Genomic DNA, 25,248 nt, shown 5'->3' on the forward strand with positions numbered 1-25,248 from the left:
CACCGTGAACCGGGACTTTTTTGTGCCCTTATCCTGCTTGGCAGGACGGGCACCAGTACAGCTTCCGCGCGGCCATGTCCGTCATGACCACCGCGGTACCGCAGATCCGGCAGGGCAGCCCCTGGCGCTTATAGACGTAATGCGCTTCACTGGCCGGCGCCGGCTGCGACTGATCGCCGCGGTGCTCCGGACGCGTCGTAACAATCCTTCCGGCGGCGACGCCGTCGGCCATCAGCACGACGGCGTCCTTCCACAGGTCAAGCGCCGTGGCCTGAAGAACCTGTTTACCCGGCTGCCGGGGCGGTATCTGCGCCCGGAACAGCAGCTCGGCCCGGTAGACGTTGCCTACGCCGGCGAGGACTTCCTGGTTCATCAGCAGCTGTCCCACCGGCGAAGTCCGCTGAGTCAGCCGGCGAACGAACTCCTCCGGGTCTGCGTCCGGCTGCAGCGGGTCCGGGCCCAGCCTTGCCAGGACTGCCGAGCGTTCGTGCTCAGTGACAACCTCGCATGCCGTGGGGCCGCGCAGATCCGCCCATCCGTGATCGGATACCAAGCGGACGCGCACCGCGCCCCGGGGCTCAGGCGGGCCCGCATACGCGGCCATGCCGCCGTCGTCAGCTACTTCCTGCTCCCCCACCCGGCGCGGCGCACCGATGCTGGACGAACCGCGGAACGTCTCATCGCCGCCGAAATCGAAGGCACCGTAAAGTCCCAGATGGATTCGCAGGAAAAGTTCATTGTCGAACCCCAGGAACAACTGCTTTCCGTGTGCTGCGGCGTCGACGAGGACATGCCCGTCCAGCTGTGCGGCCCCCGCAGTAAACCGGCCCTGGGGGCTGGAAACCGCCAGCCTCTGCCCGGCAAAAACCGACCGGAATTGCCGGGCGAGCCGGTGGATGGAGTGGCCTTCAGGCATCAGCGGGTGGCAATGGCGCCGCTGGCCTCGTACTCCGCAATCTGTCCGATGCGCCGGACGTGGCGTTCGGCATCGCTGAAGGGCTCTGCGAGGAACGCGTCAATGATGTTCGTCGCTTCGGCGAGGCTGTGCTGCCGTCCGCCGACTGCGACGACGTTGGCGTCGTTGTGCTGGCGGGCAAGACGCGCCGTGTCCAGGTTCCACGCGAGGGCCGCCCGGATGCCGCGGACCTTGTTGGCAGCGATCTGCTCTCCGTTGCCTGAACCGCCCAGCACGATGCCCAGGGCATCGATTCCGGCTGCCTGGTCCGCGGCAACAGCTTTTGCGGCGTCAATGCAGAAACCCGGGTAGTCGTCTTCCGCGTCATACTCCTTGGGACCGTGGTCCACGACCTCATACCCCTTCGAAGCCAGGTGTTCCTGCAGGTGGGCGCTAAGTTCGAGTCCTGCATGGTCTGTAGCGATATGGACGCGCATGGGTTTCCGTTCATGGGTGTATGTGGTGGAACTTCCAGTACCAGCTTAACTTTTTTGCCCTCCTGTGACGCAAACGGGTAACGCCGCCTAAACTCCGGCCGATAGCTGAGAGTGCAAGTGGTTTCGCTGGGAACGGGCTCGCCCGTCGGCAAGTCCGGCATTGGAGGGTTCCCAGCGAAACCACGTCCACCTCCGAAGTAACGCTATGCAAGGATTTGCCATTGAAAACCGGGAAACTCGTCCTTCTTGCAACGTTGACGGCAGGCCTCGTTTTTGGAGGTCTTCCTCCTGCGGCGGCCGTGAATGCGGAGCCGGCGTTTCCTGATGCTGTCCTGGAGTCTCCCGGTGGCCCTGAGCCCCTCGTCCTTCCGGGCGAAGTCCCGGCAGATGCCCTGAATGGCGGTGCTGAGCCCCTTCCGGCGCAGATGTCCCAGGTTCCGGAGGTGTCCCCGGCTCCGGAGGTTTCTCCGGAGAGCACGGCGCCCGCAGAGCAGGCAGTCCCACTGGATGTCGCCGATGCCTCGAACGCCCCCGAAGAGACAGCCGTGCCCGAAGACGACGGCTACGAGTATGTGCCTGTCGGTGAAGGCCATGTCGTTCCCGGTCCTGACACCCCGCTGGTCACCGAGGCTGACGGCAGCGTCCGCTCTGCTGTTGAGACCGAACATCAGCACGTAGAGCCGATGCTGGCGCGCGGCGGCGCGGCCAGCATGCTCTCCGCAGCGGCACGGGCAGGAAACATCAAGGTCACCCTCGTCCGTGCAACGGTGCAAGGCAACGGGAACCTGGTGAATCTCAACTCCGCGCGCAACTCGATCTCCAGCGCCAGCAACTACTGGAAAACGATGTCGAACGGCCGTCTGTCGATGTCCGTAGCCAGTGAGAAGATTCACCGCAGCGCCACCGCCCATGCATACGATGACTACGCGACGATGATGAATAAGATCGCCAAAGAGCTGAAATGGGTGGACAACCCCTACACGGCGCTCGTGGTCTTCGTGCCCACGGCCGATCTGCGGTCCGGTGGCTACGGCGGCATCCTCGGCGGCGGGTGGACTGTGGGCGGCACGGCAGGACGAATCCTCATGCCCGCTCCGTCAAATTTCACCAACAACGTCGTCACGCATGAGTTCGGCCATGTCCTGGGGCTGCTTCATGCCAATAGCCTGCAGTGCACGAACGGGCGCTCGGACGTCGGCCCGGGCTCGAACGGGCGCTGGGCGGACGGTGCCTGCACCAGTCGTGAGTACGGCGACACCACCGACCTCATGGGTTCGGCCCAGAACCACCAGCCGGTGATCAGTTCATATTTCTGGCACAAGGGCAGCTTCGGTCAGGGCAACGAGGTCCTCGATATAGGCGAGGCAGGATCGCCGCGGACATTCACTCTGCGGCCCTGGGGCGGTTCGGGTGCCAACCGTGCGCTGAGGTTCGTCGATCCCCAGTCCCGTGAAGAGTACTACGTAGAACTCCGCCAGCCCGCCGGCTATGACCAATACTTGTCAGGCAGCAGCGCCGGAAACCGGGGCGTCAAGATCATCAAAGCTGATGCCGCGAACTCCTGGGCCCTAAACTCCCTCATCATTCCGCCTACCACCAAGCCTTTCTCCGGTTACTACAACACCAAGCATGCCTGGCAGCAGGGACAGACGTTCACCACCCACAGCGGCTCTACTGTCGCAATCCATTCGGTGAGTTCCACCTCTGCGTCCGTTACGGTAACCGGAAGCGGCAGCGCTCAGGCTAAAAGGGCAATTGATGCCGTCTTCGCCGCAAACCCTGGAACAGGGCCTGCCCAAGGCGGGATCGTTGGAGGGCAAAAGCAGAACGGTGCCTACCGCCAGCACCAGAACGGAACCATTTACTTCTCGCCTTCCCACGGCGCTTTTATTGTCGGAGGCGCGGTACGGAGCGGCTACTTGGCCCAAGGAGGGCACAACGGATCGCTGGGCTATCCAACGTCGTCCGAACTGCCGGGCGGCAAGGGCGGCGTCTACCAGAATTTCCAGGGTGGAGTCATGTATTGGAGCCCTGCCACCGGCGCCCGGAGTTCTCCGAACGGGGAAATACGTCAGGCATATGCCCGTCATTCCTACGAGCACGGACCGCTCGGCTACCCTACCAGCGAGCACGTCAGCCTGCCGGGCGGAGGGGTTTTCCAGAATTTCCAGGGAGGCTCCATAATGCGGCTCCCGGGTAAAACTGCGTACGCGTCGCTGCAGGGTCCCGTTCGTGATGCCTATGCCCGCCAGGGATATCAAAACGGAAAACTTGGGTATCCGATCTCCGACGAATACTCCTCGGCCGGCGGACGCATCCAGGATTACCAGGGGGGACGGCTGGTCTACTCGCGCGCATCCGGGATACACACAGTGAGCGGATCAATCGGGTCTGCCTACATGGCTGCCAAAGGCCCGGCAGGAAAAATGGGGTTTCCCACAGCAGGAGAGGTAAAGCTAAAGGGAGGGGCCTCGCAGCAATTCCAAAAGGGCGTCATTTATTCGAGCCCTTCAACGGGAGCTGTCCTGGTGCCCAAGGGAGCCTTGCTGGATCGTTACCTGGCCATGGGAGCGGAAAAAAGCAAACTCGGATTTCCCGCTGCGGGACAGTCTGCCGTCGGCAAGGGACTCGTCCAGCGATTCCAGGGCGGCACGCTCACCTGGTCACCAGCTACCGGTTCCAGGATTGTCGTAGGGGCTATCAATACGGCCTACACCTCGCTAAAGGGCCCCTCGGGCTCGTTGGGCTTCCCCACCGGCGGCGAGTCCGTCTCAGCCGGGGGAGCCTCTCAGACCTTCGAGAAGGGAACCATCTACTGGAGTCCTTCAACCGGTGCATTGGCCGTCAAGAAGGGAGCATTGCACGACGTATATCGCAAGAATGGCGCAGCGGCTGGACGCGTGGGCTATCCCGTGACACCGGAAATCCCCATAGGACGCAACGGCGTCTACCAGTCCTTCCAGGGCGGAACAATCTATTGGTCACCTACGACGGGCGCCCACCTCAACAACGGCGGCATTCGCTCTGCCTACGCGTCGTTGGGATATGAACAGGGATTTTTGGGCTACCCGGTGTCAGGGGAAGTTAAAATAAGGAACGGCGGCGTCTACCAGTCCTTCCAGGGCGGAACAATTTATTGGTCGCCCGCGACAGGCGCGCATGCAAACGCCGGCGGCGTTCGTGCCGCTTACGCCCGCCTCGGGTGGGAGAACGGATTCCTGGGCTACCCGGTCTCGGGGGAAGTGAAAATACGGAACGGCGGCGTCTACCAGTCCTTCCAGGGCGGAACAATCTATTGGTCACCCGGCGCGGGAGGTCACGCCAACGCCGGCAAGATTCGGGCCGCATATGCAGCGCAGGGCTGGGAAAATGGAAGACTCGGGTACCCGACGTCAGGCGAGTACCCAGTTCCAAATGGTTCCGAGCAAACCTTCGCAGGCGGGAAAATCACCCTGCGCAACGGGTCAGCCGTCGTGAAGTACCGCTAGGCTCGGCGTCCCCGGGACTCCCCCCGCTTGGCAGAACAGCCCCAAGTGAGAGAATGTTGCAATTGTTCATTGCCGCCGGCGTGGCCAGGTGCCACGCCGGCAACATTTCTCCACTTCGAAAGGCTCAACCTTGCCAGGTATGAATCTCACCCGCACTGAGGCGCGTGAACGGGCAGAACTGATCAACGTCGAGTCTTACGACATCAACCTTGACCTGACCCGTGGTGACGACGTTTTCGGCAGCACGACCGTTGTGCGTTTCACCGCCGAGCCGGGTTCCAGCACCTTCATTGACGCAGTCACCGCCAAGGTGCACAGGATTACCCTCAACGGTGTCTCACTGGACCCTGAGTCCGTCTCAGACGGTGTGCGCATCCAGCTGCCCAACCTGGCAGAGTCAAACGAGCTCGTGGTGGATGCTGATGCGTTCTACATGAACACCGGTGAGGGACTGCACCGTTTCGTGGATCCCGTGGACAACGAGGTCTACCTCTATTCCCAGTTCGAGGTTCCGGACTCCCGCCGGATGTTCGCCGTCTTCGAGCAGCCGGACCTCAAGGCAACCTTCCGCTTCACGGTGACGGCACCTGAGCACTGGGACGTTATTTCCAACTCCCCCACACCGGAACCGGTCAAGGCCAGCGCAGAGGATTCCACGTCCCCCAGCGCCACCTGGTCCTTCGAACCGACGCCCCGGATTTCTTCCTACATCACGGCGCTGATTGCGGGCCCGTACCAGTCAGTCCGTTCCGAGCTCACCAGCTCCGACGGCCGCACCATCCCGCTGGGCGTCTTTGCCCGCAGGTCCCTGATGGAGTATTTGGATGCGGAGAACATCTTCGAACTGACCCGGCAGGGCTTTGAATTCTACGAAGCCCAGTTCGGCACCCCGTACCCCTTCGAGAAGTACGACCAGCTCTTCGTGCCCGAGTTCAACGCCGGTGCCATGGAGAATGCCGGGGCTGTGACCTTCCTGGAAAGCTACGTCTTCCGCGGCCGCGTCCCCGATGCCACGGTAGAGCGCCGCGCCATCACCGTGCTCCACGAACTCGCGCACATGTGGTTCGGCGACCTGGTGACCATGCGCTGGTGGAATGACCTGTGGCTGAATGAGTCGTTCGCAGAATTCATGTCAGCCCTCGCGGCGGCTGAAGCCACCGAGTTCAAGCAGGCCTGGACTACCTTCGCGTCCATGGAAAAGGCCTGGGCCTACCGCCAGGACCAGCTCCCCACCACGCACCCGATCGTGGCAGAGATCCGCGACCTGGAAGACGTCCAGGTCAATTTCGACGGCATCACCTACGCCAAGGGCGCTTCCGTCCTGAAGCAGCTGGTGGCCTGGGTCGGCCAGGACAAGTTCATGCAGGGTGTCCGTGAGTACTTCGGCAAGCACTCCTGGGGCAACACGGAACTCTCTGACCTGCTCTCCGAACTCGAAGCAGCCAGCGGCCGCGACCTCAGCCAGTGGTCCGCCCAGTGGCTGGAAACCGCAGGCGTCAACACGCTGCGTCCGGAGCTGGAAACGGACGACGACGGCGTCATCACCTCCTTCGCTGTCCGCCAGAGCGCTGTACCGGAGTACCCGACGCTGCGCCCGCACCGTCTGGCCATCGGCTTCTATACAGCGGGCGAAGACGGCAAGCTGCGCCGCAGCGACCGGGTGGAACTCGACGTCGACGGGGAGCTGACCGGCGTGCCGGAACTCATCGGGCGCGTGCGTCCGGACCTGATCCTGCTCAACGACGACGACCTCGCTTACGCCAAAATCCGCCTGGACGACGCGTCCTCCCGTCTGGCGACCCGCCGCCTGCGCGACATCGATGAGTCGCTGCCGCGCACCCTCGTCTGGGCCTCCGCGTGGGACGCGACCCGCGACGGCGAAATCCCGGCCCGCAACTACGTCGAGCTCGTGCTGCAGAACATTGCCTCCGAATCGGATTCTTCCGTGGTCCAGGTCCTGCTGCGCCAGCTGGCAACGACCTTGGCCTTCTATGTGAATCCGCAGGACCAGCAGGCCATGACGGCTGCGGCTGCCGACAGCCTCTGGGAGCTCAGCCGCGGGGCCGCTGAAGGATCGGATTCCCAGCTGCAGTTCGTCAAGGCCTTTGCCTCCCACGCACAGACCCCCGAACAGCTCGATACCGTCGCCGGGTTGCTCTCGGGCGACCTCGTGCTCGGAGGCCTCGAAGTCGGCTCCGACCTGCGTTGGGAGCTGCTCGCTTCCCTGGTGGCCGGCGGCCGGTCAGGCGAGGCGGAGATTGCTGCCGAGCTGGAACGCGACGCGACGGCGACCGGAGCGCTGGCCGCTGCCGGAGCCCGCGCAGCCCTGCCCTCCGCAGAGGCCAAGGCTGCGGCGTGGGAAGCAATCGTCGAACGCTCCGACATGCCCAACGCTGCCCAGCGGGCCGCTATCGGCGGATTCAGCCGCGTACATGACACGGCCCTGCTGGAGCCGTACGCCGAAAAGTACTTCGGCGCCATTCGCGCTGTGTGGGACAGCCGCACGCATGAGATCGCCCAGCAGATCGTCGTCGGCCTCTACCCGTCGCGCCTCACCACACAGGCAACCGTGGACCGCACGGATGCCTTCCTGGCATCCCTGGGCGATGAAGCGCCGGCGCTGCGGCGGCTGCTGCTGGAAAGCCGCGACGGCGTCGTCCGGGCGCTGAAGGCACAGGCAGCCGACCGCTAACGGCACTGTTCCGCTGCGGTTCCCGCTCCCTTCCGCGGTGCTGCCAAGGTAACTTTGAGGCGTGAACCTCTCAGAGCACCGTTATGGCATCTCACTGGAATGGACCGGGAACCGCGGCAGCGGGACAACGAACTACCGCGGATATGGGCGGGACCACATTGTCCGCGCCGAGGGGCTGCCGGACCTGGCCGGGACCGCGGATCCCACGTTCCACGGTGACAAGGACCGGTGGAACCCAGAGCAGCTTCTGCTCACCGCACTCTCGCAGTGCCACATGCTCTCCTACCTGCACGTCGCCGTTAAAAACGGCGTCAACGTCGTTTCCTATCACGACGACGCCGAAGGCACCCTCCGGCTGAACCGCGACGGCAGCGGCGAATTTACTTCCGTACTGCTGCGTCCGCAGGTCGTCATCGACGATGGCGACCCGGACGCAGCCCTGGCCCTCCACGATGAGGCGCACCGCCTGTGCTTTATCGCCCGGAGTGTGAACTTCCCGGTGCGGCATGAGGCGGCAACCCGCGGATAGCCGTACCGGTAGCCTTGGATAAGCCGATTCGCCGAAGCTAAGGACGCCGCTGCACCGTGCAACTTCCAGCAACTATTTTTCCAGCCGTCATCAACTTCGATGTCACCGGCCTGCTCGAGGCCGGAATCATCGTCATCGCCGGACTCATCGTCTGGCTTGTTGCCCGCTACCTGATCTCCAAGGTTGTGGCCAGGGCCCAGAAGGGATCATCGCTGGTCCGCATCAGCGGGATGCGCTGGGCGCAGCCGGTGATGCGCAACCTCGACCACAAACGTCGAGCGCAGCGCGCTGACACCTTCGGCGCCCTGCTTCGCAGCTTCATCACGGTGGCGATCTGGACAATCGTGATCATCATGGTCCTTGACGCCATCGGCATCAACATCGCTCCCCTGCTGGCCAGCGTGGGAATCGTCGGCATTGCCCTCGGCTTCGGCGCACGCGAACTGATCCGGGACGCCCTTGCCGGATTCTTCATCACGATGGAAGACCAGTACGGCATCGGGGACGTGATCGAAGTCGGCACCACCACCGGCACCGTTCAGTCAGTGGGTATCAGGATCACCCGGCTGGTCGATGACCGCGGAGTGATCTGGTACATCCGCAACGGCGAGTTCGCCATGGTCGGCAACCGCTCCCAGGGAAAGTACAAGCCCGCTGCCGGTGACGACGCCGGCGAAGGTGCCGCAGCAGGCGCCACAGAAAACAAGGAAGTTAAAGGAAATGACTGAGACTCCGCACGGCCAGGGGCCGGCACTGCCGCTGACCGCTTCGACCCCCGGCACCGGCTTCACCCAGCCCGGCTATAACTTCTACGAAGTCGTCGGAGGCCATGACACCTTCGTGAAGCTGGTCGACGTCTTCTATGACGGTGTCGCTGACGACCCGCTGATGCGGCCCATGTATCCCGAAGAAGACCTGGGCCCGGCCAAGGAACGGCTGCTGCTCTTCCTGGAACAGTACTGGGGCGGACCCAGAACTTACGGGGAGCAGCGCGGCCATCCGCGGCTGCGGATGCGGCACATGCCCTTCCAGGTCTCCCCCGCTGCCCGGGATGCGTGGCTGAGGCACATGCGCACGGCAGTCGATGCCCTGGAGCTCCCGCCGCTGCAGGAGCAAACACTCTGGGACTACCTGGACCGGGCCGCACACTCCATGGTCAACTCCGCCTAACCGGCGGGACAGCTCCCCGGACCGGTGCTAGAAGAGCACCGACGGGGGGCGTACCAGTACGTGCCCAAGGTCAGTGGAGAGCCGCAGCCAGCGGCCGTTGCTGAAGAGTGCCGCGGTGCCTCCGGCAGAGCTCTCCGGAAGGAATCCGAGCGTCAGGGCTGCGAAGGCGGCCCCGGCAGGCAGCGCCACGCCCAGCCCGGCGATCTCTTCACTCCAAATCGGAACCCGGACGTTGTTGACCACCGCCGCTCCGGGCTGCCCGGGGATCCTCGCGGCCACTTCACGGATACCGCGGTGCGCCGTCTGTTCCAGCAGTGCCGTCTCGACGTCCGCCTCACGCTGCCATCCGGAGCGGGGAGCAGCTATCCCCGCCCAGCTCTCCGAGACGGACATGGGCGGGATGGGCAGGTTCGTTGCGTCCGCATCCATCCGTGCCAGCCGGTCCGCGACAGCTGAGAGCTGGACAGTGCTGTCCAGCGACGCCGGCCGTGCCAGCGGCATCGCCCGCATCCCGATGACGGTTGGCATCGGCTCGCCGAGAACCCGCGGCCGCAGGACACATACATACGCGGCGAGGACGTTCCCCACGGCCTGGAGACGGATCGCTCCGTCGTCGGCGCTTCGGGCGCGGGACACGAAGTTTCGGAGGTCCGCGGTGACCTGCCTGTCTGCCAAATCCAAGGACTCTGCCTGCATCACTTAACTCCCTCGGCTGGACTCTCAACGGAACGACGGCGGCGGAACGGCGCGGGTTCTCCCCGCCAGCCCCCAAGGATCCTGCGCTGGGCATCCGAGAGCGGCACCGGACGTCCGGTGGTGCGGCTGACCATGACCATCGAGGCTTCAGCCACCGCGTAAACGGTCTCTGCGGACTCATCGGTGAGCCTGAAACCGTAAGAGAAGCTGGACCCGCCCACCTCGGTGACCCAAATCTCGATCCATGCCGGATCCTGGCTGTAGGTCAGCGGCGTCATGTACTCAATTTCCTGGCGGGCCACCAGGGTTGTTCCGAACTCGGCGGTCACGGAGCGGAACGTGGATACGCCCGCCTTCGCATCGGCTTCAGGCAAGGGCAGCAAGGAGAGCCGGACCCGGGCCTCTTCGAGGAACTGCACGTACCGGACGTTGTTGACGTGGCCGTTGACGTCCTCGTCGCCGAAGCGCAACTGGATGGGAAATCGGTGCAAAGGCATGCGAACCATCTTCGCAGGTAGAACGCAGCTGGCGCGAAGTCAGGCTCCTGCCGGTAGGCTCCGGAACCTCTGCGCCATTGTATGGCCAGGGCCGAAATGTTGGGCCGGCCCTGCTGATGCGTCTAATCTCGAGAGAGATCCACGTCTGCCGGAACCCCGTATTCGGCAGACTGCCACCGCTTTTTGCAAGGAGACACACACCTATGGCGCCAGCCGACGACTTCGATCCGACGGCCGCACTGATCGAGCTTCTCGACCTGAGCAACGCGGGCGGTGCCAAGACCGACGAAGACATCTTCGTGGGAGGGTCCCAGCAGGAACCACGCAAGAGAGTCTTCGGCGGCCAGGTTCTCGGCCAGTCGCTCGTTGCCGCGGCGCGGACGGTCCCCCCGGAGCGGCTCATGCACTCCATGCACGGCTATTTCCTGCGCCCCGGTGACACGGAAGTGCCGATCACGTTCGGTGTGGAGCGGCTGCGGGACGGCCGGTCCTTCTCGGCCCGGCGGACGCATGCCTATCAGAACGGCCTGCCTATCCTGTCCCTCATTGCCTCATTCCAGCTCCCCGACGAGGGCCTGGACCATCAGGAGCCCATGCCTGAAGGCATACCCGATCCGGAGACCCTTCCTACGACGGCGCAGCTGCTCTCCGGTTTCGACCACCCGGTTGCGAAGGCCTGGTCGTATTACCGGCCCATGGACATCCGCCACGTGACCCAGCCCGTGTATTTCCAGGCCGACCCCGAACGCACAGCGCGCAACGCCGTGTGGATGAAGACATTCGGTCCGATGCCCGATGACCAGAACCTGCACCGCGCCGCGCTTGCCTATGCCACGGACTACACCATCCTGGAACCGGTCCTGCGGCGGCACGGCATTTCCTGGGCCAGCCGGGGCATGTCCGTAGCAAGCCTTGACCATGCCATGTGGTGGCACCGCCCGCTGCGTGTGGACGACTGGCTGCTCTATGTCCAGGAGTCCCCCAGTGCTTCCGGAGCCCGCGGTCTCTCCTCCGGACGGATCTTCAACCGTTCCGGAGAGCTCGTAGCCACCGTGGCCCAGGAAGGCATGCTCCGGCTGCCGGATTATCCCGCCTTCCAGTAGTCCCGCGCGCACGCAAAAGCGAAAGCGCCCTGCCGTTCGGCAGGGCGCTTTCGCGTGTCAGGCAGATTCCGCTTGAGCTAGTCGCGGGTCAGGCGACGGTGCGTCACACGGTGCGGCTTGGCCGCGTCGGCGCCGAGGCGCTCGACCTTGTTCTGCTCGTAGGATTCGAAGTTGCCTTCGAACCAGTACCAGTTGGCCGGGTTTTCGTCAGTGCCTTCCCACGCAAGGATGTGGGTGGCCACACGGTCGAGGAACCAGCGGTCGTGAGAGACGACGACGGCGCAGCCCGGGAATTCCAGCAGCGCGTTCTCGAGGCTGGAAAGCGTCTCGACATCGAGGTCGTTGGTGGGCTCATCGAGCAGCAGCAGGTTTCCGCCCTGCTTTAGCGTCATTGCGAGATTGAGCCGGTTGCGCTCACCGCCGGAGAGCACGCCCGCTTTCTTCTGCTGGTCCGGACCTTTGAAACCGAACGCCGAGACATACGCGCGGGAGGGCATCTCGACCTGTCCGACCTGAATGAAGTCGTGGCCGTCGGAGACAACTTCCCAGAGGGTCTTGTTCGGATCGATGCCGCCGCGGGACTGGTCCACGTAGGAGATCTTGACCGATTCACCGATCTTCAGCTCACCGCCGTCGAGGGGCTCCAAGCCAACAATCGTCTTGAAAAGCGTCGACTTACCGACGCCGTTGGGGCCAATCACACCGACAATGCCGTTGCGCGGCAGGGAGAAGGACAATCCTTCTATCAGCTTGCGGCCGTCGAAGCCCTTCTCCAGGTTCTTCCCTTCCAGGACCAGGGAGCCGAGCCGGGGGCCGGCCGGAATCTGGATTTCTTCGAAGTCAAGCTTGCGGGTGCGCTCAGCTTCCGCTGCCATTTCCTCGTAGCGGGCCAGGCGGGCCTTGGACTTGGTCTGGCGTCCCTTGGCGTTGGAGCGGACCCAGTCCAGTTCGTCGGAGAGACGCTTGGCCAGCTTCTGGTCTTTCTTACCCTGCACTTCAAGGCGGGCGCGCTTCTTCTCCAGGTAAGTGGAGTAGTTGCCCTCGTACGGGTAGAGGTGCCCGCGGTCCACTTCGGCGATCCACTCTGCCACGTGGTCAAGGAAGTACCGGTCGTGGGTCACGGCCAGGACGGCGCCGTGGTAGGAGGAGAGATGCTGTTCCAGCCACAGCACGCTCTCGGCGTCGAGGTGGTTGGTGGGCTCATCAAGCAGCAGCAGGTCCGGCTTCTGGAGCAGGAGCTTGCACAGGGCCACCCGGCGGCGTTCACCGCCGGAAAGGACCGTGACGTCGGCGTCTGCCGGCGGGCACCGGAGGGCATCCATTGCCTGCTCCAGCTGGGAATCGATGTCCCAGGCGTCAGCTGCGTCAATAGCTTCCTGCAGCTTGCCCATTTCTTCGAGCAGGGAATCGAAGTCAGCGTCGGGCTGCGCCATCTCCTCGGAAATCTCGTTGAAACGCTGGATCTTGCCGTAGATCTCCCCAACGCCCTCCTGGACGTTGCCCAGGACGGTCTTTTCTTCGTTCAGCGGGGGTTCCTGCAGCAGGATGCCCACGGTGTAGCCCGGGCTGAGCCGTGCCTCACCGTTAGAGGGAGTGTCCAGCCCCGCCATGATCTTGAGGATGGTGGACTTACCCGCACCGTTAGGCCCCACCACGCCGATCTTGGCGCCGGGGTAGAAGGACATGCTTACGTCGTCGAGGATAACTTTGTCGCCAACGGCCTTTCGGGCCTTGGTCATCGTGTAGATAAATTCCGCCATGCTCTCAGGCTAGTGTGTCGACACCACTATGTGCCATTTGGCGGGAAGCGGGCTGCAGGCGTCATCGGCACGATGCACCGGTTGCGGCGGCGGGGTTCAGCCCGGCGTATCAGCGGTCATCACCGAGCAGGCAGGCACCATTGGCCAGCGCAGGCACAACGGTCACGGTGGCGGTCCCGCTTCGAATCTCTGCCAGTACGCAGTCCTGCCCCACCGCCGCGGCGGAAACAATCGAATCAACAGCCAGTCCAGTGGGCGTGGAGTCCTGCGAGACTTCGACGACGTCCGGGCTGAATCCGGCGGCAGCGTAGGCTGCCCGCACTTCGTCCCGGGACGGCGCAGGAACCTCTGCAGCCAGCGCGGTGAGCTCCAGGCGGACGGCTTCTGCCTCTGCGGGAGCACCTTCCGCCGGCTCGGAAACGGCCGGCGCCTCCGGCGCTGCCGAGGACTGGGGTTCCTCGGCAGGCGCGGTTGCAGGTGCGCTGCAGCCGCCTACGGTCAGGATCAGTCCCACGAGGGTCACTGCTGCGAGCACGGTTGCGGAAGCAGAACGTCGCTGCTTCGTCCCCCGGGCACCGTCCGGGCCAGCTGCCGGTCCGTGATTAGCTGCGGTCATTGCGCCATTCTGCCACGCGGCCCGGACGATGCCGAGGCGCCCGGCCCGGCATACCGTCAGTAGGCCGCCGACGCCCGCTCGGGTTCCCCGGTGTGGGCCTCTGCGGAACCGAAATCCATTCCTATGCCGGCGTCCATTGTCTCCGCGGGCTGGAAACCCTCGGCTTCCCCGCTGCCCAGGAGTTCACCGGTGACCGGGTCGACGTCGCCCGGCAGGTCATGGCTGTCTTCCCCGGTGCTGCGCTGGGAAGACTTGTCACTGATGTTGCGCCTGAAATTAGCTGTCCCCCACATCAGGTCATGTCCCACTGCGTCGGCATCGATATCCACTGAGGTTCCGCTGCGGCCGCCGTCGGTGGCCCACTGACGGACCCTCAGCCGCCCGGTGACGATGACCCTGTCGCCCTTGTGGACACTCACGCCCGCGTTGGTGGCCAGTTGCCGGAACATCGACACGGAGTACCAGTTGGTATGGCCGTCCACCCAGAGCCCGGTTTCCCGGTCTATCCGCCGTTCAGTGGTGCACATCCGGAAACCGGCGATAGCCAGGCCGCTGTCGGCTGTGGTGGTGCGGACCTCCGTGGCAACGAACCCGCGAAGAGTGATCGAATCGGTCATGGTGCTTCCCCTGCTTTCGGTGGCGGCGCCCGCCAAGACGCCTGCTCCAGCCCGGCACATCCGCCGGTCGCCTCATCGTTCCCGACTCGGCGGCAGGGTTCGGCGGGTTCGGCCGGGCTGTGGATCCAGGGTGCCGCACTGCCCGGTCCTTGTGGCTGGGGAGGGAATGTCCGCAGGCAGAAGCGCCGCAGGCATCAGCGCGCGCCAGCCGGCAAGGGAAGATCCGGGAACTGAGCATCCGGCGTTAATGCGGGGACGCAGTGGTGCCCCCGGCGCGACTCGAACGCGCAACCTACGGATTAGAAGGCCGTTGCTCTATCCATTGAGCTACGGGGGCAGACCAATCGATGATACTACGCAGCCAGTGTGTGACATGGGCAGGCTCTCCGTCCGGGCGCGAATTTCGTTCCTGCGCGGAGGTGCCGAAAATTTTTTCCATTCATCTGCATCCAAATTGGATGCCCCGGAAGTAAAGGAGGTGTAGGCCACAAAGAAGCCGGGTCATGAGCCCGGCGAAACCAAAGGAGAAGCCATGCGCAGGACCGCCACACTTTTCGCAGCAGCAGGCCTGGCAGCCGGGGCCGGATTGGCGGCAGCCCCCGCGGCATCCGCCGCGGACGATGCCCAGCTCTCAGTCTTCCACGCAGTTCCCGACACCACTGTCGACGTTTACGTCAACGGAGCACTGACCCTCGACGATTTCACTCCGGGCAGCATGGCGGGCCCGCTCTCACTTCCGGCAGGAAGCTATGAGCTCGCCGTCACCGCAGCTGATGCCGCAGACGCTTCCGCTCCAATTATCGGTCCGGTTTCCGCCCAGCTCACCGCCGGCGGCAACTTCACCGCCGTCGCCAACCTGAGCGCGGATGGAACACCGACGGCGAACGTGTACTCGAACGACATGTCCACCGTGGACCCGGGCAAGGCACATCTGACGGTTCGGCACGTCGCGGCAGCACCGGCTGTTGACGTCCTGGCCAACGGGACCGCCGTCATCACCAACCTGGCCAACCCCGAGGAGAAGACACTGGCGGTTGACGCCGGGACCATCTCCGCCTCGGTCGCGGCAGCCGGAACCACTGAACCCGTCATTGGCCCGGCTGACCTCACCCTCCCCGAGGGTGTCCACACGATCGTTTACGCCTGGGGCTCGCTGGAAGACGGCAACCTGGCCCTCGCCACGCAGACGATCGAAGGCATGGAAAGCGCACCGAACGCCGTACCCGGTGCCTTGCCGGCCGCTGAGGACAACTCCGGTGCCATGCTGGCCGCAGCCGGCGGGCTGACCCTGATGGCACTGGCCGGCACGGCCTTCGTCGCACGCCGCCGCAGCACGGCCAAGGCTGAGTCCGGCCTCTAGGCCCCACGGCGCCCTGCGCCCTCCAGCGAAGGTGCAGCGCGGCTCCCATGGCCGCGCTGCACCTTCCTTCAGCCACCCCTTCAACCACAGTCCAGGAGGAGAACCCCCTATGACCAAGGCCGCACGTCAGCGCCGCTTCCTCGCGGGCGCACTGCTCGTCGCAGGAACCCTGGGAATCGGCGCCTGCGGCACCGGAGCATCCGCGCCGGAACCAGTTGCCACCCAGACGCAGGCCTCATCCAGTGCACCGGCGGCTGGGGCCCCTGCACCGGTTCCCCTCGGGGATCCCGGGAATATTCCTGTCCGGCAGGCCTCACCGGAGGCATCGGAAAGCATCCCGGCACCGGTCCGGGTACAGGTGGAAGGAACCGGGATTGACCTTGAAGTCGTGCCCGTCGGCGTAGAGGAGAACGGCGCCATGACCATTCCCGACAATCATTTCCAGGCCGGGTGGTACCGCTACGGGCCGGCTCCAGGTGCAGCATCAGGCTCTTCAGTGCTGGCAGCGCACGTCGATTCGCAGACCGAAGTCCTGCCCATCGCGTCCTTGAAGGACGTTGAACCCGGAACCCGCGTGATCGTCACCAGGGAGGACGGCACCACCCTCACCTACCAAACGGAAAAGGTTGAAAACATCGCCAAGCGTTCGCTTGACGGCCACCGCCTCTTCGACCGCACCGGCGGGCACCTGCTGAAGCTGGTTACCTGCGGCGGCAAGTGGCTCGACACGGAGAATGACTATGAAGATAACGTTGTGCTTACGGCAACACCGGTATCATAGGGACATTCCGCATGCTCAGCGGCCATCAGGCTGCACGTCGGCAGGCCAACGGCAGGAGAACGCAGCAGATGTCATCCGGTGCCCCCGAGTGGGACGACGGCCTCGACGAGGCCTTCGCCGCAGGTGAGGAGGCAGCCCTTGCCGAGGCTTACCGCCGCTTCGCTCCGCTGGTGCGCAGCATGTCGCTGCGGCGGCTGGCGGACGCGGCTGCAGCCGACGACGCCGTGCAGGAAGTCTTCATCAGGGCCTGGCGCTACCGGCAGACTTACTCTCCCGCACGCTCCACCCTGGCGGCCTGGCTGATCGGCATCTCCCGCAACGTTGCTGCCACGATGACCTCCTCCAGGATCCGTGAGGATGAAATCATGGAAGGCGCGGCGTCGAGGGAACAACGGTCTGTTCCGGCCGGGCCGGATCCCGAAACTGTGGCGGACAAAGTTGTGCTCGACGCCGAACTCACCCGCCTGGGAGAACCCCAGCATTCGATCCTGCGGCTGGCCTTCCACGAAGACCTCACTCACCAGCAGATATCTGATCGTCTCGAGCTTCCGCTGGGAACCGTAAAGAGCCATATCCGCCGGGGACTGACCCAACTGCGGCAACGATTGGAGGTAAGCGATGCAGCACCTGCACGATGATGCATTGGCCCTCCTTGCCCTGGGTGAGGAACCAACCCCGGATGAGGCTGCACATCTTGAGCACTGCGAGCGATGCCAGGCCGAAGTCCTTTCCTATGGGCGTGTAGTCAGCGCCGGGCGCAGTACGGACGCAGCCCCGGCCGGATCGATCCCTCCGCCCGCGGTGTGGGCCGGCATCCATGAATCCCTGGGACTCTCAGCGGATCTTCGCCGGGATCCTTTCGAAGGCGTCCAGCATGCTGAAACCGGGCCGGGTTCGGGAGAGCCTGCCAACCATGGCCCCGCAAGCGAGGAACCCCCCGCACCGGTCTCCCTGGATGCTGCGCGCAGCCGCCGGCGGGGAACAAAGTGGCTGGCCGCCGCCGCTGCAGCCGCAGTACTCGCAGGCGCAGCCACCTGGGGCATCCTCCAGAACCAGGCTGCACAGCCTGAAGTCCTTGCCTCAGTGACACTGGAACCGCTGCCGTCCTACACGGATGAAGGCACAGCCACCGTGGATGAACTCCCGGACGGAGAGCGTGAACTTGTGGTTACCTCCACCGGCTCGGATGCCGAGGGGTACCGGGAGGTCTGGCTCATTTCGCCTGACATCACTTCCATGGTCAGTCTCGGCACCATGGACGGACGCGAGGCCAGGTTCCAGATTCCGGAGGGGCTCGACCTTGCTTCCTATCCCATCGTGGATGTTTCCGACGAGCCCAACGACGGCAATCCTGCACACTCCGGAAAATCCATCCTCCGCGGACAGCTCGATCTCTAGGGAACAAGGCGACTGGGCTGCAGGAATCCCCGCCAAGCTCCTTGAGGGCTTCACCCGGGCCGAGGGCCTCAGCGCTCCGCCGTGGCTCCTGGCCGCTCTTGTTGCCGGCGCGGCACTGGTTTCGATTCCCCGGGGGTCCTGGCGCTGGTTCGGGCTCTTTGTCACGTTCGTGCACGAAATCGGCCATGCCTTCGCTGCACTGAGTGCAGGCCACCGCATTAAAGGCATCGAACTGCGCTTTGACCACTCGGGGCAGATGCGCAGCCTGGGGCGCGGCGGTTTCGGGGCCGTATGGGCCGGTTTCTGGGGTTACCCCGTTCCCGCCCTCACCGGAGCCGTATTGATATGGGCAGCGGTCCAGGGATGGGCGCCGGCCGCCCTCTCTGCAGGCGTGCTCGTCCTCGCACTCTCGCTGCTCTTCATCCGCAACCTGCAGGGGATCGCCATCGCAGCCGGCTGCGCAGCCGCGTCAGTGTTCCTGCTCTGGTGGACCTCCGCTGCGACAGCGTCCTACGCCGTCGTTGCCCTCGGGATCGGCCTGGTCGTCGGCGGCGTGCGCGACTGGCTCAACCTGCTGGGCGTCCATACCCGCCGGAGACACGCACTGCCTTCCTCGGATGCTTGGATCCTCGCCCGGCAAACCGGCATTCCGGCAGCTCTGTGGCTCGGCGCTTTCGCCGTCATCATCGCTGCCTGCGCCTTTGCGTCCGGATGGCTGCTCGTGTCCCAGGGACAGGACCCGCGCTAGTAACCCGGCGCAGCTGGCGCTGCCGCGTCCCCGCCGCCCTCAGGATCATTCGGGGCAGACGCCGGGGCCGGGAAAGTGACCCGCAGTTCCAGCCGGTGCTGCCCGTCTTCAGCCTGGGTGAAGATCGCTTTGCCGGAAATTCCGGCAAGTGCTCCGGTTCCGGATCCCGGGATGATGTGCCCCGACGACGCCGTTGCCTCCCCCTCGGCGAGGCCCCAGTGCTGAATCACCATGGTTCCTTCGCGGCCTTCGACGCTGCCGGCGAAGACTTCACTGCCCACGTAGCCGGCACCTGCGGCGTTTCCGGCCAGCAGGAGGTCAGCGACGCTGGTGCCTGAGATGCTTCCCTCGAAGATCTTCACCGCCCGGACTGTGGAGAGTTCGCTGTTCGTCCCCTCCACCACATAGGGGGTCGGCTCCCACGAGGAGACGTCAAAGTCGGCAGTGATTGAGTGTTCTGTTCCGTCGGACATGCCTCCAGTATTCCGTGTCCCGCCCGCGATTGCATGCCCGTGATGCGCCGACGGTACCCTAGTCGCTGGGGCGCAGCCGTTCGCGTGCCCCGAAGACCCGCGAAGGAGAACCACCCCGCATGCCGTCCATTCCGGTTTCCGCCGACTCCCGATACATGCGGCCGCGCGTCCTGTGGATCACGTTCGCCGTCCTTCACCTGCTCTTCTTTGGCTTTCTTTCCCCGCTGATCTTTACCGGCGAAGTGCTCAGCGACATCCAGTTCTACCGCCAGTGGGCCTTCGAAGGCATCACGGAGGGCTACTGGCAGGGCATCAGCACGGACTGGGTCTATCCCATCGGTGCACTGGTGCCAATGCTCCTGGCGGCCGTCCTGGGCTACGGGCCGTACCAGCTGGCCTGGTTCCTCATTTTTGCGGGCCTCAACGCCGTAGCCCTGGCCGTCCTCACCAGCCAGCGCACCCGCCAGCGGTACGCTGCCGCCTATTGGTGGATGGGCATTACCGCCTTGCTGGCTCCGGTCGCGGTTGGGCGTGTGGACGGCCTGACCGTACCCCTGGTCATCATCGGGTTGCTGCTCCTGGCCCGGCGGCCGGTCGTCGCCGCGGCCCTGCTGGCAACTGCCACCTGGATCAAAGTCTGGCCTGCAGCGGTGATCCTGGCCGTGCTGGCCGTCTCCCGGCGGCGCCTGACCGTGCTGGCCACCGGTGCGGCGGTCTCGGCCGCCATCGCCGCCGTCGTGGCAGCAGCGGGCGGCGTCCGCCACCTCCTGAGTTTCGTCGGAGCCCAGGGCGACCGCGGGATGCAACTGGAGGCACCGTTCACGACGCCTGGATTGTGGCAGGCAATCCTGGGCAGTTCGGATGCGCACATCTACGAAGACATCATCATCAACACACGCGAAGTCCGGGGCGCCCTTGGCGAGCCGGTTGCCGCGCTGATGACCCCGCTCCTGGCGCTGGCGGCGGCCGCCGTCGTCGTCTTGCTGCTGTGGGCGCTGCGCCGCGGAGCCGACGCCGGGGCGCTGCTGGCTTCCGGCTCCCTGGCACTCGTGGGTGCCTTTATTGTCTTCAACAAGGTCGGCTCGCCGCAGTTCATGCTCTGGCTTGGCGCCGTCGCCGCTGTCGGCATTGCCTGGAAGGGCCGGTCGTGGCTCGTTCCGGCGGCCATGATGATCCCGATTGCCGGGCTGACCACTTTGGTCTACCCGATCTTCTACGAAGCGCTGTACAACGACCTCAACATCGGAGTCGCACTGCTGCTCACCGTCCGGAACATCCTTGTCATCGCCCTGTTCGCCTGGGCGGTCCTGGACGTCGTCCGGCTGGCACGCGCGGGCCGGGAGCTCAGCGAATCCGAAGTTCGCCCGGAGACGGCTCCGTAAGCTTCTTCCGGAAGAGCACCTTGGTCTTGGGATCAAGGAAGATCAGGTAGAGCGCGAAGCCCACTGCGGTAACGGCCGCAATCTGGCGGGCAGCGCTGAGGCTGAACTCAAAGTAGGGCCAGATGTCGAGCTGGTCGCTGATCGCATAGACCATGAAGAACGAGACAAAGAGGTACAGCGTCTTCACCTGCCAGTCGTCGCGGATGCCTGTGACAGCAAAGAGCGGGATCAGCCAGACGACATACCAGGACTGGATCATCGGTGCCAGCATGACGATCGCTGCGAAAGCCAGGGTCAGGCGCCGGACCAGCCGGCTGTAGTCCCCCACGAACATGAGCCAGGCGACAATGGCCAGGGAGGCCAGCCGGCCCACGGTGTGGATGAAGTCCGCAAAGGACCAGCCCGGGAGACCGAGCGCGTTGCCCAGGGTTGCCACGATGAGTCCCAGGAACCCGACCGGGGCGTACCAGATCCAGACGCTGCCCGGGGTGCTCAGCGCTCCTACCCAGCCGAAGCCCAGTCCGTTGATGACACCCAGGACAGCCAGCAGCCCCAGCGAAAGTCCTGCGGTGAGGAACCAGTAAAGGAACCTGCGCGGCCAGGAGGCACCTTTGCCTGCCCACATGAGACCAATGAAGGGCAGGAAGATCAGGGTGATGGGCTTAATGCCCACGGAAAGCGTCACCAGCAGGATGCCAAGAATGGCACGCTTGGTCGCGGCGTAGTACAGGCCGGCAAGGGCGAGCCCGATCATCAGGGCGTCGTTGTGGATGCTGGCGATGAAGTTGGTCAGGAACAGCGGGTTGGCGGCCGTGAGCCAGAGTGCCCGGTTCGGGTTGATGCCGTGCAGCTCGGCCAGCTTGGGAACGTAATACACGCACATGGCGACACCGGCCACTGATATCAGCCGGAACAGGAGGATGGAAAACTCTGTCTGCCCTCCGGTAATGCGGACTACGATTTCCTCAATCCACAGGAAAATTGGTCCATACGGTGTGGGACTCTGTGCCCACAAATCGTCCGCGCCGAGCTGCAGGTAGTTGGAAATCTGCGAGTAGCCGTCCTTGTAGGGATTCAGGCCGCTGACCATGACCAGCCCCTGGGCGATGTAGGCAAAGACATCCCTGCTGAACAGCGGCAGCGCCACCGTCATGGGCGCTCCCCAGGCCAGGACAGCCTTCAGCACGTAAGGCCTGGATTCGGGCCCCCAGTCCCCAATCCGCTGCCCCAGCCGGAGCCATGAGCGCACCAGGAGCATGCCGCCGACGGCGAGGAGGAAGACGGAGATGACCGCCCCTGCCGGCTCGAAGCGCAGCCACATGATGAAGCTCACCCGCCGCAGCTCGACGGACGACAGGGAAAGCCATCCGACACCGAGGGAACCGGCCAGCATCAGCAGCGAACCGACGAATCCTTGGACGATGGCGACATTGGGACGATCGGCGTTCACGTTCTCCGGTGAGGGAGACGAAGGCTCGGTCGCAGGGACCTGGGCGGTCATCGTGGGTCGTTCCAATCTCTGGTTCGTGCAGCTGTCCCAACGTTCAGGCGCCCGAATGCAGACGGGCGCCGCCGCGGATCCGCACAGGCTCATGGTCCGTCAGCGGGCCCTGCCAAGGCGGCTTCGTCAGTAGGCCAAATATTAGCATCGAGGTGTAACCGCTCCCCTGCTGCCCGGCGCGCTTAGCGAAAGGTGCGTCACGGCTCACATAGACTGGGCGGGTTGGATCGGACAAGGCAAGGCGGTATGGGCTGTGGGGCGCCACCGGGCAGAACCAGTAGAACACCGGCGGGGCAGGCGTACCCCCGAAACGGGAACAACTGCGCGCCGCAATCCCGAACTCCTGGCCTGGGGGGTGTTCCTCACCGGGACCAGCGCACTGAGCCTCACCTGGGCCGAGATACCCGCCGGACCGGCCGCAGGGGCGTCTGCCCTGCTGCTCACAGCCTTCGTCCTCGCCTGGTACCTCTCTCCCGCTGCGGCCACCAAAGCTGCAACGTCAGATGCAGCTGTTCCTGCGCGCATTCCTGCGCCGCAGCCAAACCCAGTGTCCGGAACCGTCGCCGGGCCAGGCAACAGCGGTGCCCCCGATACTGCGGCGCCCTCCGTAGCGGAAGCCATCGCCGCCGCAGCTGCCGCGAAAGCTGCGGCCCCGGAAGAAGCCCCTCTCCCGCGTATTCCGGCAGCCCCGGAGGCAGTACGGGAATTCCTCGGCTCTACGGACCGCCCGTCCTTCCAGCAGGACGGACCCAGCCGCTGGACGCGCACCTTTGGCCCGCCGGAAACCGGGTCACTGCCGCTGCAGCCGTACGTCCCCACCCGCCGGCGGACACCCGCAGCACCGGCAACCGACCGGCGCGACCGGAGTCAGCGCAGCCATTCGAGCTTCTAGCCCTGTGCCCGGTGCCCTGGCCAGCGGCCGGGGTACATTTGTCTCGTGCCAATAACAAATGAACGCATTGTATGGATTGACTGCGAGATGACCGGACTGGACATCAGTGCCGATGCCCTGATTGAGGTCGCCGTCCTGGTTACCGATTCAGAACTGAATGTACTCGGCGAGGGTGTCGACGTCGTCATCAAGCCCGAGGACTCCGCCCTGGAGCAGATGGGCGACTTCGTCCGGCAGATGCATACGACGTCGAAGCTGCTTGAGGAACTCCCCCACGGCATGACAATGGCAGAGGCTGAAGCCGAAGTCATCGAGTACATCACCAAGTGGGTGCCCGAGCCGAAGAAGGCACAGCTCGCAGGAAACTCCGTCGGCACCGACAGGATGTTCCTGGCCCGTGACATGCCTGAAGTCATCGATTACCTGCACTACCGGATCATCGACGTTTCCACGATCAAGGAACTGGCCCGCCGCTGGTACCCCCGCGCCTACTTCCAGGCCCCCGCGAAGCACGGCGGGCACCGCGCCCTGGGCGATATCCAGGACTCCATCAATGAGCTCCGTTACTACCGTGCCGCTGTCTTCGTTCCGGCGCCCGGGCCCGATTCGGCTGCCGCGAAGAAGATCGCCGCGGGACTGGAACGGGACGGCCTCGATGGTTAGCTCCGTCACATTTGGGGCCCACGGTGCCCAACGTGTCAGGAGCACCCAAAAAAGCGTGTAAGCTTGTATCCGCTGCCTCAGATAAATGAGTTCACACAGACCACTCGCCTGGACTTTGTGAATGAATATCTGAGTGCACATGGTGGGTATAGCTCAGTTGGCAGAGCGCCTGGTTGTGGTCCAGGAGGTCGCGGGTTCAACCCCCGTTACTCACCCCAATGAGGCTGGCATCCAGCTTCGACAGGCCGCCTCGGATATTTCCGGGGCGGCCTTCTTCGTAGTTGTTTCGTTTTTGCACAAGGAGTCGCTGCGTGGAACGCACGCTGTTCGAAGAGGACCACGTACTTTTCCGGGACCTCGCCCGCGAATACAACGAGCGGGAGATCGCTCCGGGCTATGCCGGCTGGGAAGCGGACCACATGATGCCGCGGCGTATCTGGAAGGCAGCGGGAGAGCAGGGCCTCCTCGGCCTTGCCGTCCCCGAAGAGTTCGGCGGAGCCGGCATGCCGGACTACCGTTACCGCGTGGTCCTCGATGAAGAGTTCGCCCGCTCCAACCACCTCGCCGTCGCGCTTGCGTTCCATCTCCAGGATGATCTGGTCCTCCCCCACCTGCTGGCCTATGGATCCGATGATCTTAAGGAACGCTGGCTGCCGCAGATGGTCAGCGGGGACAAGGTCACCTCCGTAGCGTGGAGCGAACCGGAGGCGGGGAGCGACCTGCGGGGCGTCCGCACCAAGGCGGTCAGGACCCCCGACGGCGACTGGCTGCTCAATGGCCAGAAGACCTTCATTGGCAACGGCATCAGCGGCGACGCTGCCCTGGTCCTCGCCCGGACCGACAGCAGCACCGGGCGGGGGTCGGGCGATTCCTTCAGCCTGTTCATGGTGGAGAAAACCGACGGTTACACCACCGGTCGCCAGCTGGACAAAATGGGAGTCAAGGCCTCTGATACTGCTGAACTCTTCTTTGACGACGTCCTCGTCCCGGCCGGGAACCTCGTGGGCTTGGAGGGGCAGGGCCTTAAGTACGCGGCAGAGCAGCTCCCCCAGGGACGTCTGGCCATCGCTGTCGCCTCCTCCGCTGTCGCCCGTGCGGTTTATGAAGCGACCAGGCAGTACACCCGGGACCGTGCTGCTTTTGGCCAGCGGGTCGCTGATTTCCAGAACTCACGTTTCGTCCTCGCAGACATCCTTACCGAGGTGGAGGTCACGGAAGCCTACGTCGATTCCGCGGTGCTGGCCTTCAACGCCGGGACCCTGGACGCCGTCTCAGCTGCCAAGGCCAAGCTCTGGGCCAGCGAGCGGGTCAAGTCCATCACCGACCGCTGCCTGCAGCTCCATGGAGGCTACGGTTACATCATGGAGTATCCCGTCGCGCAGGCCTTCCTCGCGGCGCGCCTCCTGACGATTTTCGGCGGAACTTCGGAAATCATGCGGGACGTCATCGGACGCAGCATTGCCGCCTAGCAACCTCCGCTCAGCCCTTCC

The 25,248-nt window shown here is 64.5% G+C and carries 24 protein-coding genes and 2 tRNA genes; 16 read left to right on the forward strand and 10 right to left on the reverse strand.

Features of this window, described 5'->3' with window-relative positions:
• Positions 1-28: 28 nt before the first annotated feature.
• Both NF551_RS09945 and NF551_RS09950 read right to left on the reverse strand, forming a co-directional pair.
• Complete coding sequence (locus tag NF551_RS09945) at positions 29-916, reverse strand: Fpg/Nei family DNA glycosylase (protein ID WP_227895585.1); 888 nt, start codon at positions 914-916, stop codon at positions 29-31.
• Positions 916-1,392 carry a ribose-5-phosphate isomerase gene (locus NF551_RS09950; protein ID WP_227895584.1) on the reverse strand — a complete coding sequence of 159 codons (477 nt, stop codon included), beginning with the start codon at positions 1,390-1,392 and terminating at the stop codon, positions 916-918. Before NF551_RS09950 ends, NF551_RS09945 begins: the two co-directional genes overlap by 1 nt.
• A 221-nt stretch (positions 1,393-1,613) precedes the next feature.
• Here NF551_RS09950 and NF551_RS09955 point away from each other — a divergent pair, with 221 nt between their 5' ends.
• The 5 genes from NF551_RS09955 to NF551_RS09975 all read left to right on the forward strand — a co-directional run bounded on the left by NF551_RS09955 (position 1,614) and on the right by NF551_RS09975 (position 9,271).
• Positions 1,614-4,880: a M43 family zinc metalloprotease gene (locus NF551_RS09955; protein WP_227895583.1), complete on the forward strand. Its 3,267-nt coding sequence runs from the start codon at positions 1,614-1,616 to the stop codon at positions 4,878-4,880.
• 139 nt (positions 4,881-5,019) lie between these two features.
• The gene (gene pepN / locus NF551_RS09960) at positions 5,020-7,572 is read left to right on the forward strand and encodes an aminopeptidase N (protein ID WP_227895582.1); all 2,553 of its coding nucleotides are present in this window, start codon (positions 5,020-5,022) and stop codon (positions 7,570-7,572) included.
• Positions 7,573-7,633: 61 nt separating this feature from the next.
• Entirely contained in the window at positions 7,634-8,101 is a 468-nt protein-coding gene (locus NF551_RS09965) for an OsmC family protein (protein ID WP_227895581.1), read from the forward strand.
• A gap of 56 nt (positions 8,102-8,157) precedes the next feature.
• Positions 8,158-8,829 carry a mechanosensitive ion channel family protein gene (locus NF551_RS09970; protein ID WP_227895580.1) on the forward strand — a complete coding sequence of 224 codons (672 nt, stop codon included), beginning with the start codon at positions 8,158-8,160 and terminating at the stop codon, positions 8,827-8,829.
• Positions 8,822-9,271 (forward strand): globin, encoded by a 450-nt coding sequence (locus tag NF551_RS09975; RefSeq protein WP_227895579.1) that lies wholly within the window; start codon positions 8,822-8,824, stop codon positions 9,269-9,271. Before NF551_RS09970 ends, NF551_RS09975 begins: the two co-directional genes overlap by 8 nt.
• A 27-nt stretch (positions 9,272-9,298) precedes the next feature.
• Here the strand turns inward: NF551_RS09975 and NF551_RS09980 are convergent, their stop codons facing one another.
• Complete coding sequence (locus NF551_RS09980; protein WP_227895578.1) at positions 9,299-9,967, reverse strand: DUF8185 domain-containing protein; 669 nt, start codon at positions 9,965-9,967, stop codon at positions 9,299-9,301.
• Positions 9,967-10,464, reverse strand: a complete 498-nt coding sequence (locus NF551_RS09985) for an acyl-CoA thioesterase (RefSeq protein WP_227895577.1) — start codon at positions 10,462-10,464, stop codon at positions 9,967-9,969. Before NF551_RS09985 ends, NF551_RS09980 begins: the two co-directional genes overlap by 1 nt.
• A gap of 203 nt (positions 10,465-10,667) precedes the next feature.
• On the opposite strand from NF551_RS09985, the gene NF551_RS09990 reads away from it, so the two are divergent.
• Complete coding sequence (locus tag NF551_RS09990; protein ID WP_227895576.1) at positions 10,668-11,567, forward strand: acyl-CoA thioesterase; 900 nt, start codon at positions 10,668-10,670, stop codon at positions 11,565-11,567.
• A 77-nt stretch (positions 11,568-11,644) separates the two neighbouring features.
• On the opposite strand, the gene ettA is transcribed toward NF551_RS09990, so the two are convergent.
• The 4 genes from ettA to NF551_RS10010 form a co-directional block, all read right to left on the reverse strand.
• Complete coding sequence (ettA, locus tag NF551_RS09995) at positions 11,645-13,327, reverse strand: energy-dependent translational throttle protein EttA (protein ID WP_227895575.1); 1,683 nt, start codon at positions 13,325-13,327, stop codon at positions 11,645-11,647.
• Between the two features lie 109 nt (positions 13,328-13,436).
• The gene (locus NF551_RS10000) at positions 13,437-13,943 is read right to left on the reverse strand and encodes a DUF6993 domain-containing protein (protein WP_227895574.1); all 507 of its coding nucleotides are present in this window, start codon (positions 13,941-13,943) and stop codon (positions 13,437-13,439) included.
• A 56-nt stretch (positions 13,944-13,999) separates the two neighbouring features.
• Positions 14,000-14,560, reverse strand: a complete 561-nt coding sequence (locus tag NF551_RS10005) for a single-stranded DNA-binding protein (RefSeq protein WP_227895573.1) — start codon at positions 14,558-14,560, stop codon at positions 14,000-14,002.
• 261 nt (positions 14,561-14,821) lie between these two features.
• Positions 14,822-14,897, reverse strand: a tRNA-Arg gene (locus tag NF551_RS10010).
• A 195-nt stretch (positions 14,898-15,092) separates the two neighbouring features.
• On the opposite strand from NF551_RS10010, the gene NF551_RS10015 reads away from it, so the two are divergent.
• The 5 genes from NF551_RS10015 (at position 15,093) to NF551_RS10035 (ending at position 18,847) form a co-directional block, all read left to right on the forward strand.
• Complete coding sequence (locus NF551_RS10015) at positions 15,093-15,920, forward strand: DUF4397 domain-containing protein (RefSeq protein WP_227895572.1); 828 nt, start codon at positions 15,093-15,095, stop codon at positions 15,918-15,920.
• A 109-nt stretch (positions 15,921-16,029) separates the two neighbouring features.
• Positions 16,030-16,701 carry a class F sortase gene (locus NF551_RS10020; RefSeq protein ID WP_227895571.1) on the forward strand — a complete coding sequence of 224 codons (672 nt, stop codon included), beginning with the start codon at positions 16,030-16,032 and terminating at the stop codon, positions 16,699-16,701.
• Positions 16,702-16,769: 68 nt separating this feature from the next.
• A complete protein-coding gene (locus NF551_RS10025) occupies positions 16,770-17,339 on the forward strand; it encodes an RNA polymerase sigma factor (RefSeq protein WP_227895570.1) in 570 nt (189 codons plus the stop codon).
• A complete protein-coding gene (locus tag NF551_RS10030) occupies positions 17,320-18,099 on the forward strand; it encodes an anti-sigma factor (RefSeq protein ID WP_227895569.1) in 780 nt (259 codons plus the stop codon). Before NF551_RS10025 ends, NF551_RS10030 begins: the two co-directional genes overlap by 20 nt.
• A complete protein-coding gene (locus NF551_RS10035; protein WP_227895568.1) occupies positions 18,023-18,847 on the forward strand; it encodes a M50 family metallopeptidase in 825 nt (274 codons plus the stop codon). The genes NF551_RS10030 and NF551_RS10035 overlap by 77 nt, the downstream gene beginning before the upstream one ends.
• Here NF551_RS10035 and NF551_RS10040 read toward each other — a convergent pair.
• Positions 18,844-19,320, reverse strand: coding sequence for a DUF3224 domain-containing protein (locus NF551_RS10040; RefSeq protein ID WP_227895567.1), 477 nt, complete (start codon positions 19,318-19,320; stop codon positions 18,844-18,846). The two genes, NF551_RS10035 and NF551_RS10040, sit on opposite strands and share 4 nt — an antisense overlap.
• Positions 19,321-19,439: 119 nt before the next feature.
• On the opposite strand from NF551_RS10040, the gene NF551_RS10045 reads away from it, so the two are divergent.
• Positions 19,440-20,702, forward strand: a complete 1,263-nt coding sequence (locus NF551_RS10045; protein WP_227895566.1) for a glycosyltransferase 87 family protein — start codon at positions 19,440-19,442, stop codon at positions 20,700-20,702.
• Here the strand turns inward: NF551_RS10045 and mptB are convergent.
• A complete protein-coding gene (gene mptB, locus NF551_RS10050) occupies positions 20,665-22,203 on the reverse strand; it encodes a polyprenol phosphomannose-dependent alpha 1,6 mannosyltransferase MptB (RefSeq protein ID WP_227895565.1) in 1,539 nt (512 codons plus the stop codon). The genes NF551_RS10045 and mptB overlap by 38 nt on opposite strands.
• A 253-nt stretch (positions 22,204-22,456) precedes the next feature.
• Between mptB and NF551_RS10055 the strand changes: the two genes are divergently transcribed.
• The 4 genes from NF551_RS10055 (at position 22,457) to NF551_RS10070 (ending at position 25,227) form a co-directional block, all read left to right on the forward strand.
• Positions 22,457-23,095 carry a hypothetical protein gene (locus NF551_RS10055; protein ID WP_227895564.1) on the forward strand — a complete coding sequence of 213 codons (639 nt, stop codon included), beginning with the start codon at positions 22,457-22,459 and terminating at the stop codon, positions 23,093-23,095.
• Between the two features lie 45 nt (positions 23,096-23,140).
• On the forward strand, positions 23,141-23,758 hold the full coding sequence (gene orn, locus NF551_RS10060; RefSeq protein ID WP_227895563.1) for an oligoribonuclease: 618 nt from the start codon (positions 23,141-23,143) through the stop codon (positions 23,756-23,758).
• A 142-nt stretch (positions 23,759-23,900) separates the two neighbouring features.
• A tRNA-His gene (locus NF551_RS10065) sits at positions 23,901-23,976 on the forward strand.
• A gap of 93 nt (positions 23,977-24,069) precedes the next feature.
• Entirely contained in the window at positions 24,070-25,227 is a 1,158-nt protein-coding gene (locus NF551_RS10070) for an acyl-CoA dehydrogenase family protein (RefSeq protein WP_227895562.1), read from the forward strand.
• The last annotated feature ends 21 nt before the right edge of the window (positions 25,228-25,248 follow it).

The sequence above is a fragment of the Arthrobacter caoxuetaonis genome, from assembly GCF_023921125.1.
GTDB lineage: Bacteria > Actinomycetota > Actinomycetes > Actinomycetales > Micrococcaceae > Arthrobacter_B > Arthrobacter_B caoxuetaonis.

Coding starts and splice junctions, on each gene's coding strand:
- NF551_RS09945 (WP_227895585.1), bottom strand. CDS start 916: ATGCCTGAAGGCCACTCCATCCACCGGCTCGCCCGGCAATTCCGGTCG.
- NF551_RS09950 (WP_227895584.1), bottom strand. CDS start 1,392: ATGCGCGTCCATATCGCTACAGACCATGCAGGACTCGAACTTAGCGCC.
- pepN (WP_227895582.1), top strand. CDS start 5,020: ATGAATCTCACCCGCACTGAGGCGCGTGAACGGGCAGAACTGATCAAC.
- NF551_RS09975 (WP_227895579.1), top strand. CDS start 8,822: ATGACTGAGACTCCGCACGGCCAGGGGCCGGCACTGCCGCTGACCGCT.
- NF551_RS09980 (WP_227895578.1), bottom strand. CDS start 9,967: ATGCAGGCAGAGTCCTTGGATTTGGCAGACAGGCAGGTCACCGCGGAC.
- NF551_RS09985 (WP_227895577.1), bottom strand. CDS start 10,464: ATGCCTTTGCACCGATTTCCCATCCAGTTGCGCTTCGGCGACGAGGAC.
- NF551_RS09990 (WP_227895576.1), top strand. CDS start 10,668: ATGGCGCCAGCCGACGACTTCGATCCGACGGCCGCACTGATCGAGCTT.
- ettA (WP_227895575.1), bottom strand. CDS start 13,327: ATGGCGGAATTTATCTACACGATGACCAAGGCCCGAAAGGCCGTTGGC.
- NF551_RS10000 (WP_227895574.1), bottom strand. CDS start 13,943: ATGACCGCAGCTAATCACGGACCGGCAGCTGGCCCGGACGGTGCCCGG.
- NF551_RS10005 (WP_227895573.1), bottom strand. CDS start 14,560: ATGACCGATTCGATCACTCTTCGCGGGTTCGTTGCCACGGAGGTCCGC.
- NF551_RS10015 (WP_227895572.1), top strand. CDS start 15,093: ATGCGCAGGACCGCCACACTTTTCGCAGCAGCAGGCCTGGCAGCCGGG.
- NF551_RS10020 (WP_227895571.1), top strand. CDS start 16,030: ATGACCAAGGCCGCACGTCAGCGCCGCTTCCTCGCGGGCGCACTGCTC.
- NF551_RS10025 (WP_227895570.1), top strand. CDS start 16,770: ATGTCATCCGGTGCCCCCGAGTGGGACGACGGCCTCGACGAGGCCTTC.
- NF551_RS10030 (WP_227895569.1), top strand. CDS start 17,320: ATGCAGCACCTGCACGATGATGCATTGGCCCTCCTTGCCCTGGGTGAG.
- NF551_RS10035 (WP_227895568.1), top strand. CDS start 18,023: ATGTTTCCGACGAGCCCAACGACGGCAATCCTGCACACTCCGGAAAAT.
- NF551_RS10040 (WP_227895567.1), bottom strand. CDS start 19,320: ATGTCCGACGGAACAGAACACTCAATCACTGCCGACTTTGACGTCTCC.
- NF551_RS10045 (WP_227895566.1), top strand. CDS start 19,440: ATGCCGTCCATTCCGGTTTCCGCCGACTCCCGATACATGCGGCCGCGC.
- mptB (WP_227895565.1), bottom strand. CDS start 22,203: ATGACCGCCCAGGTCCCTGCGACCGAGCCTTCGTCTCCCTCACCGGAG.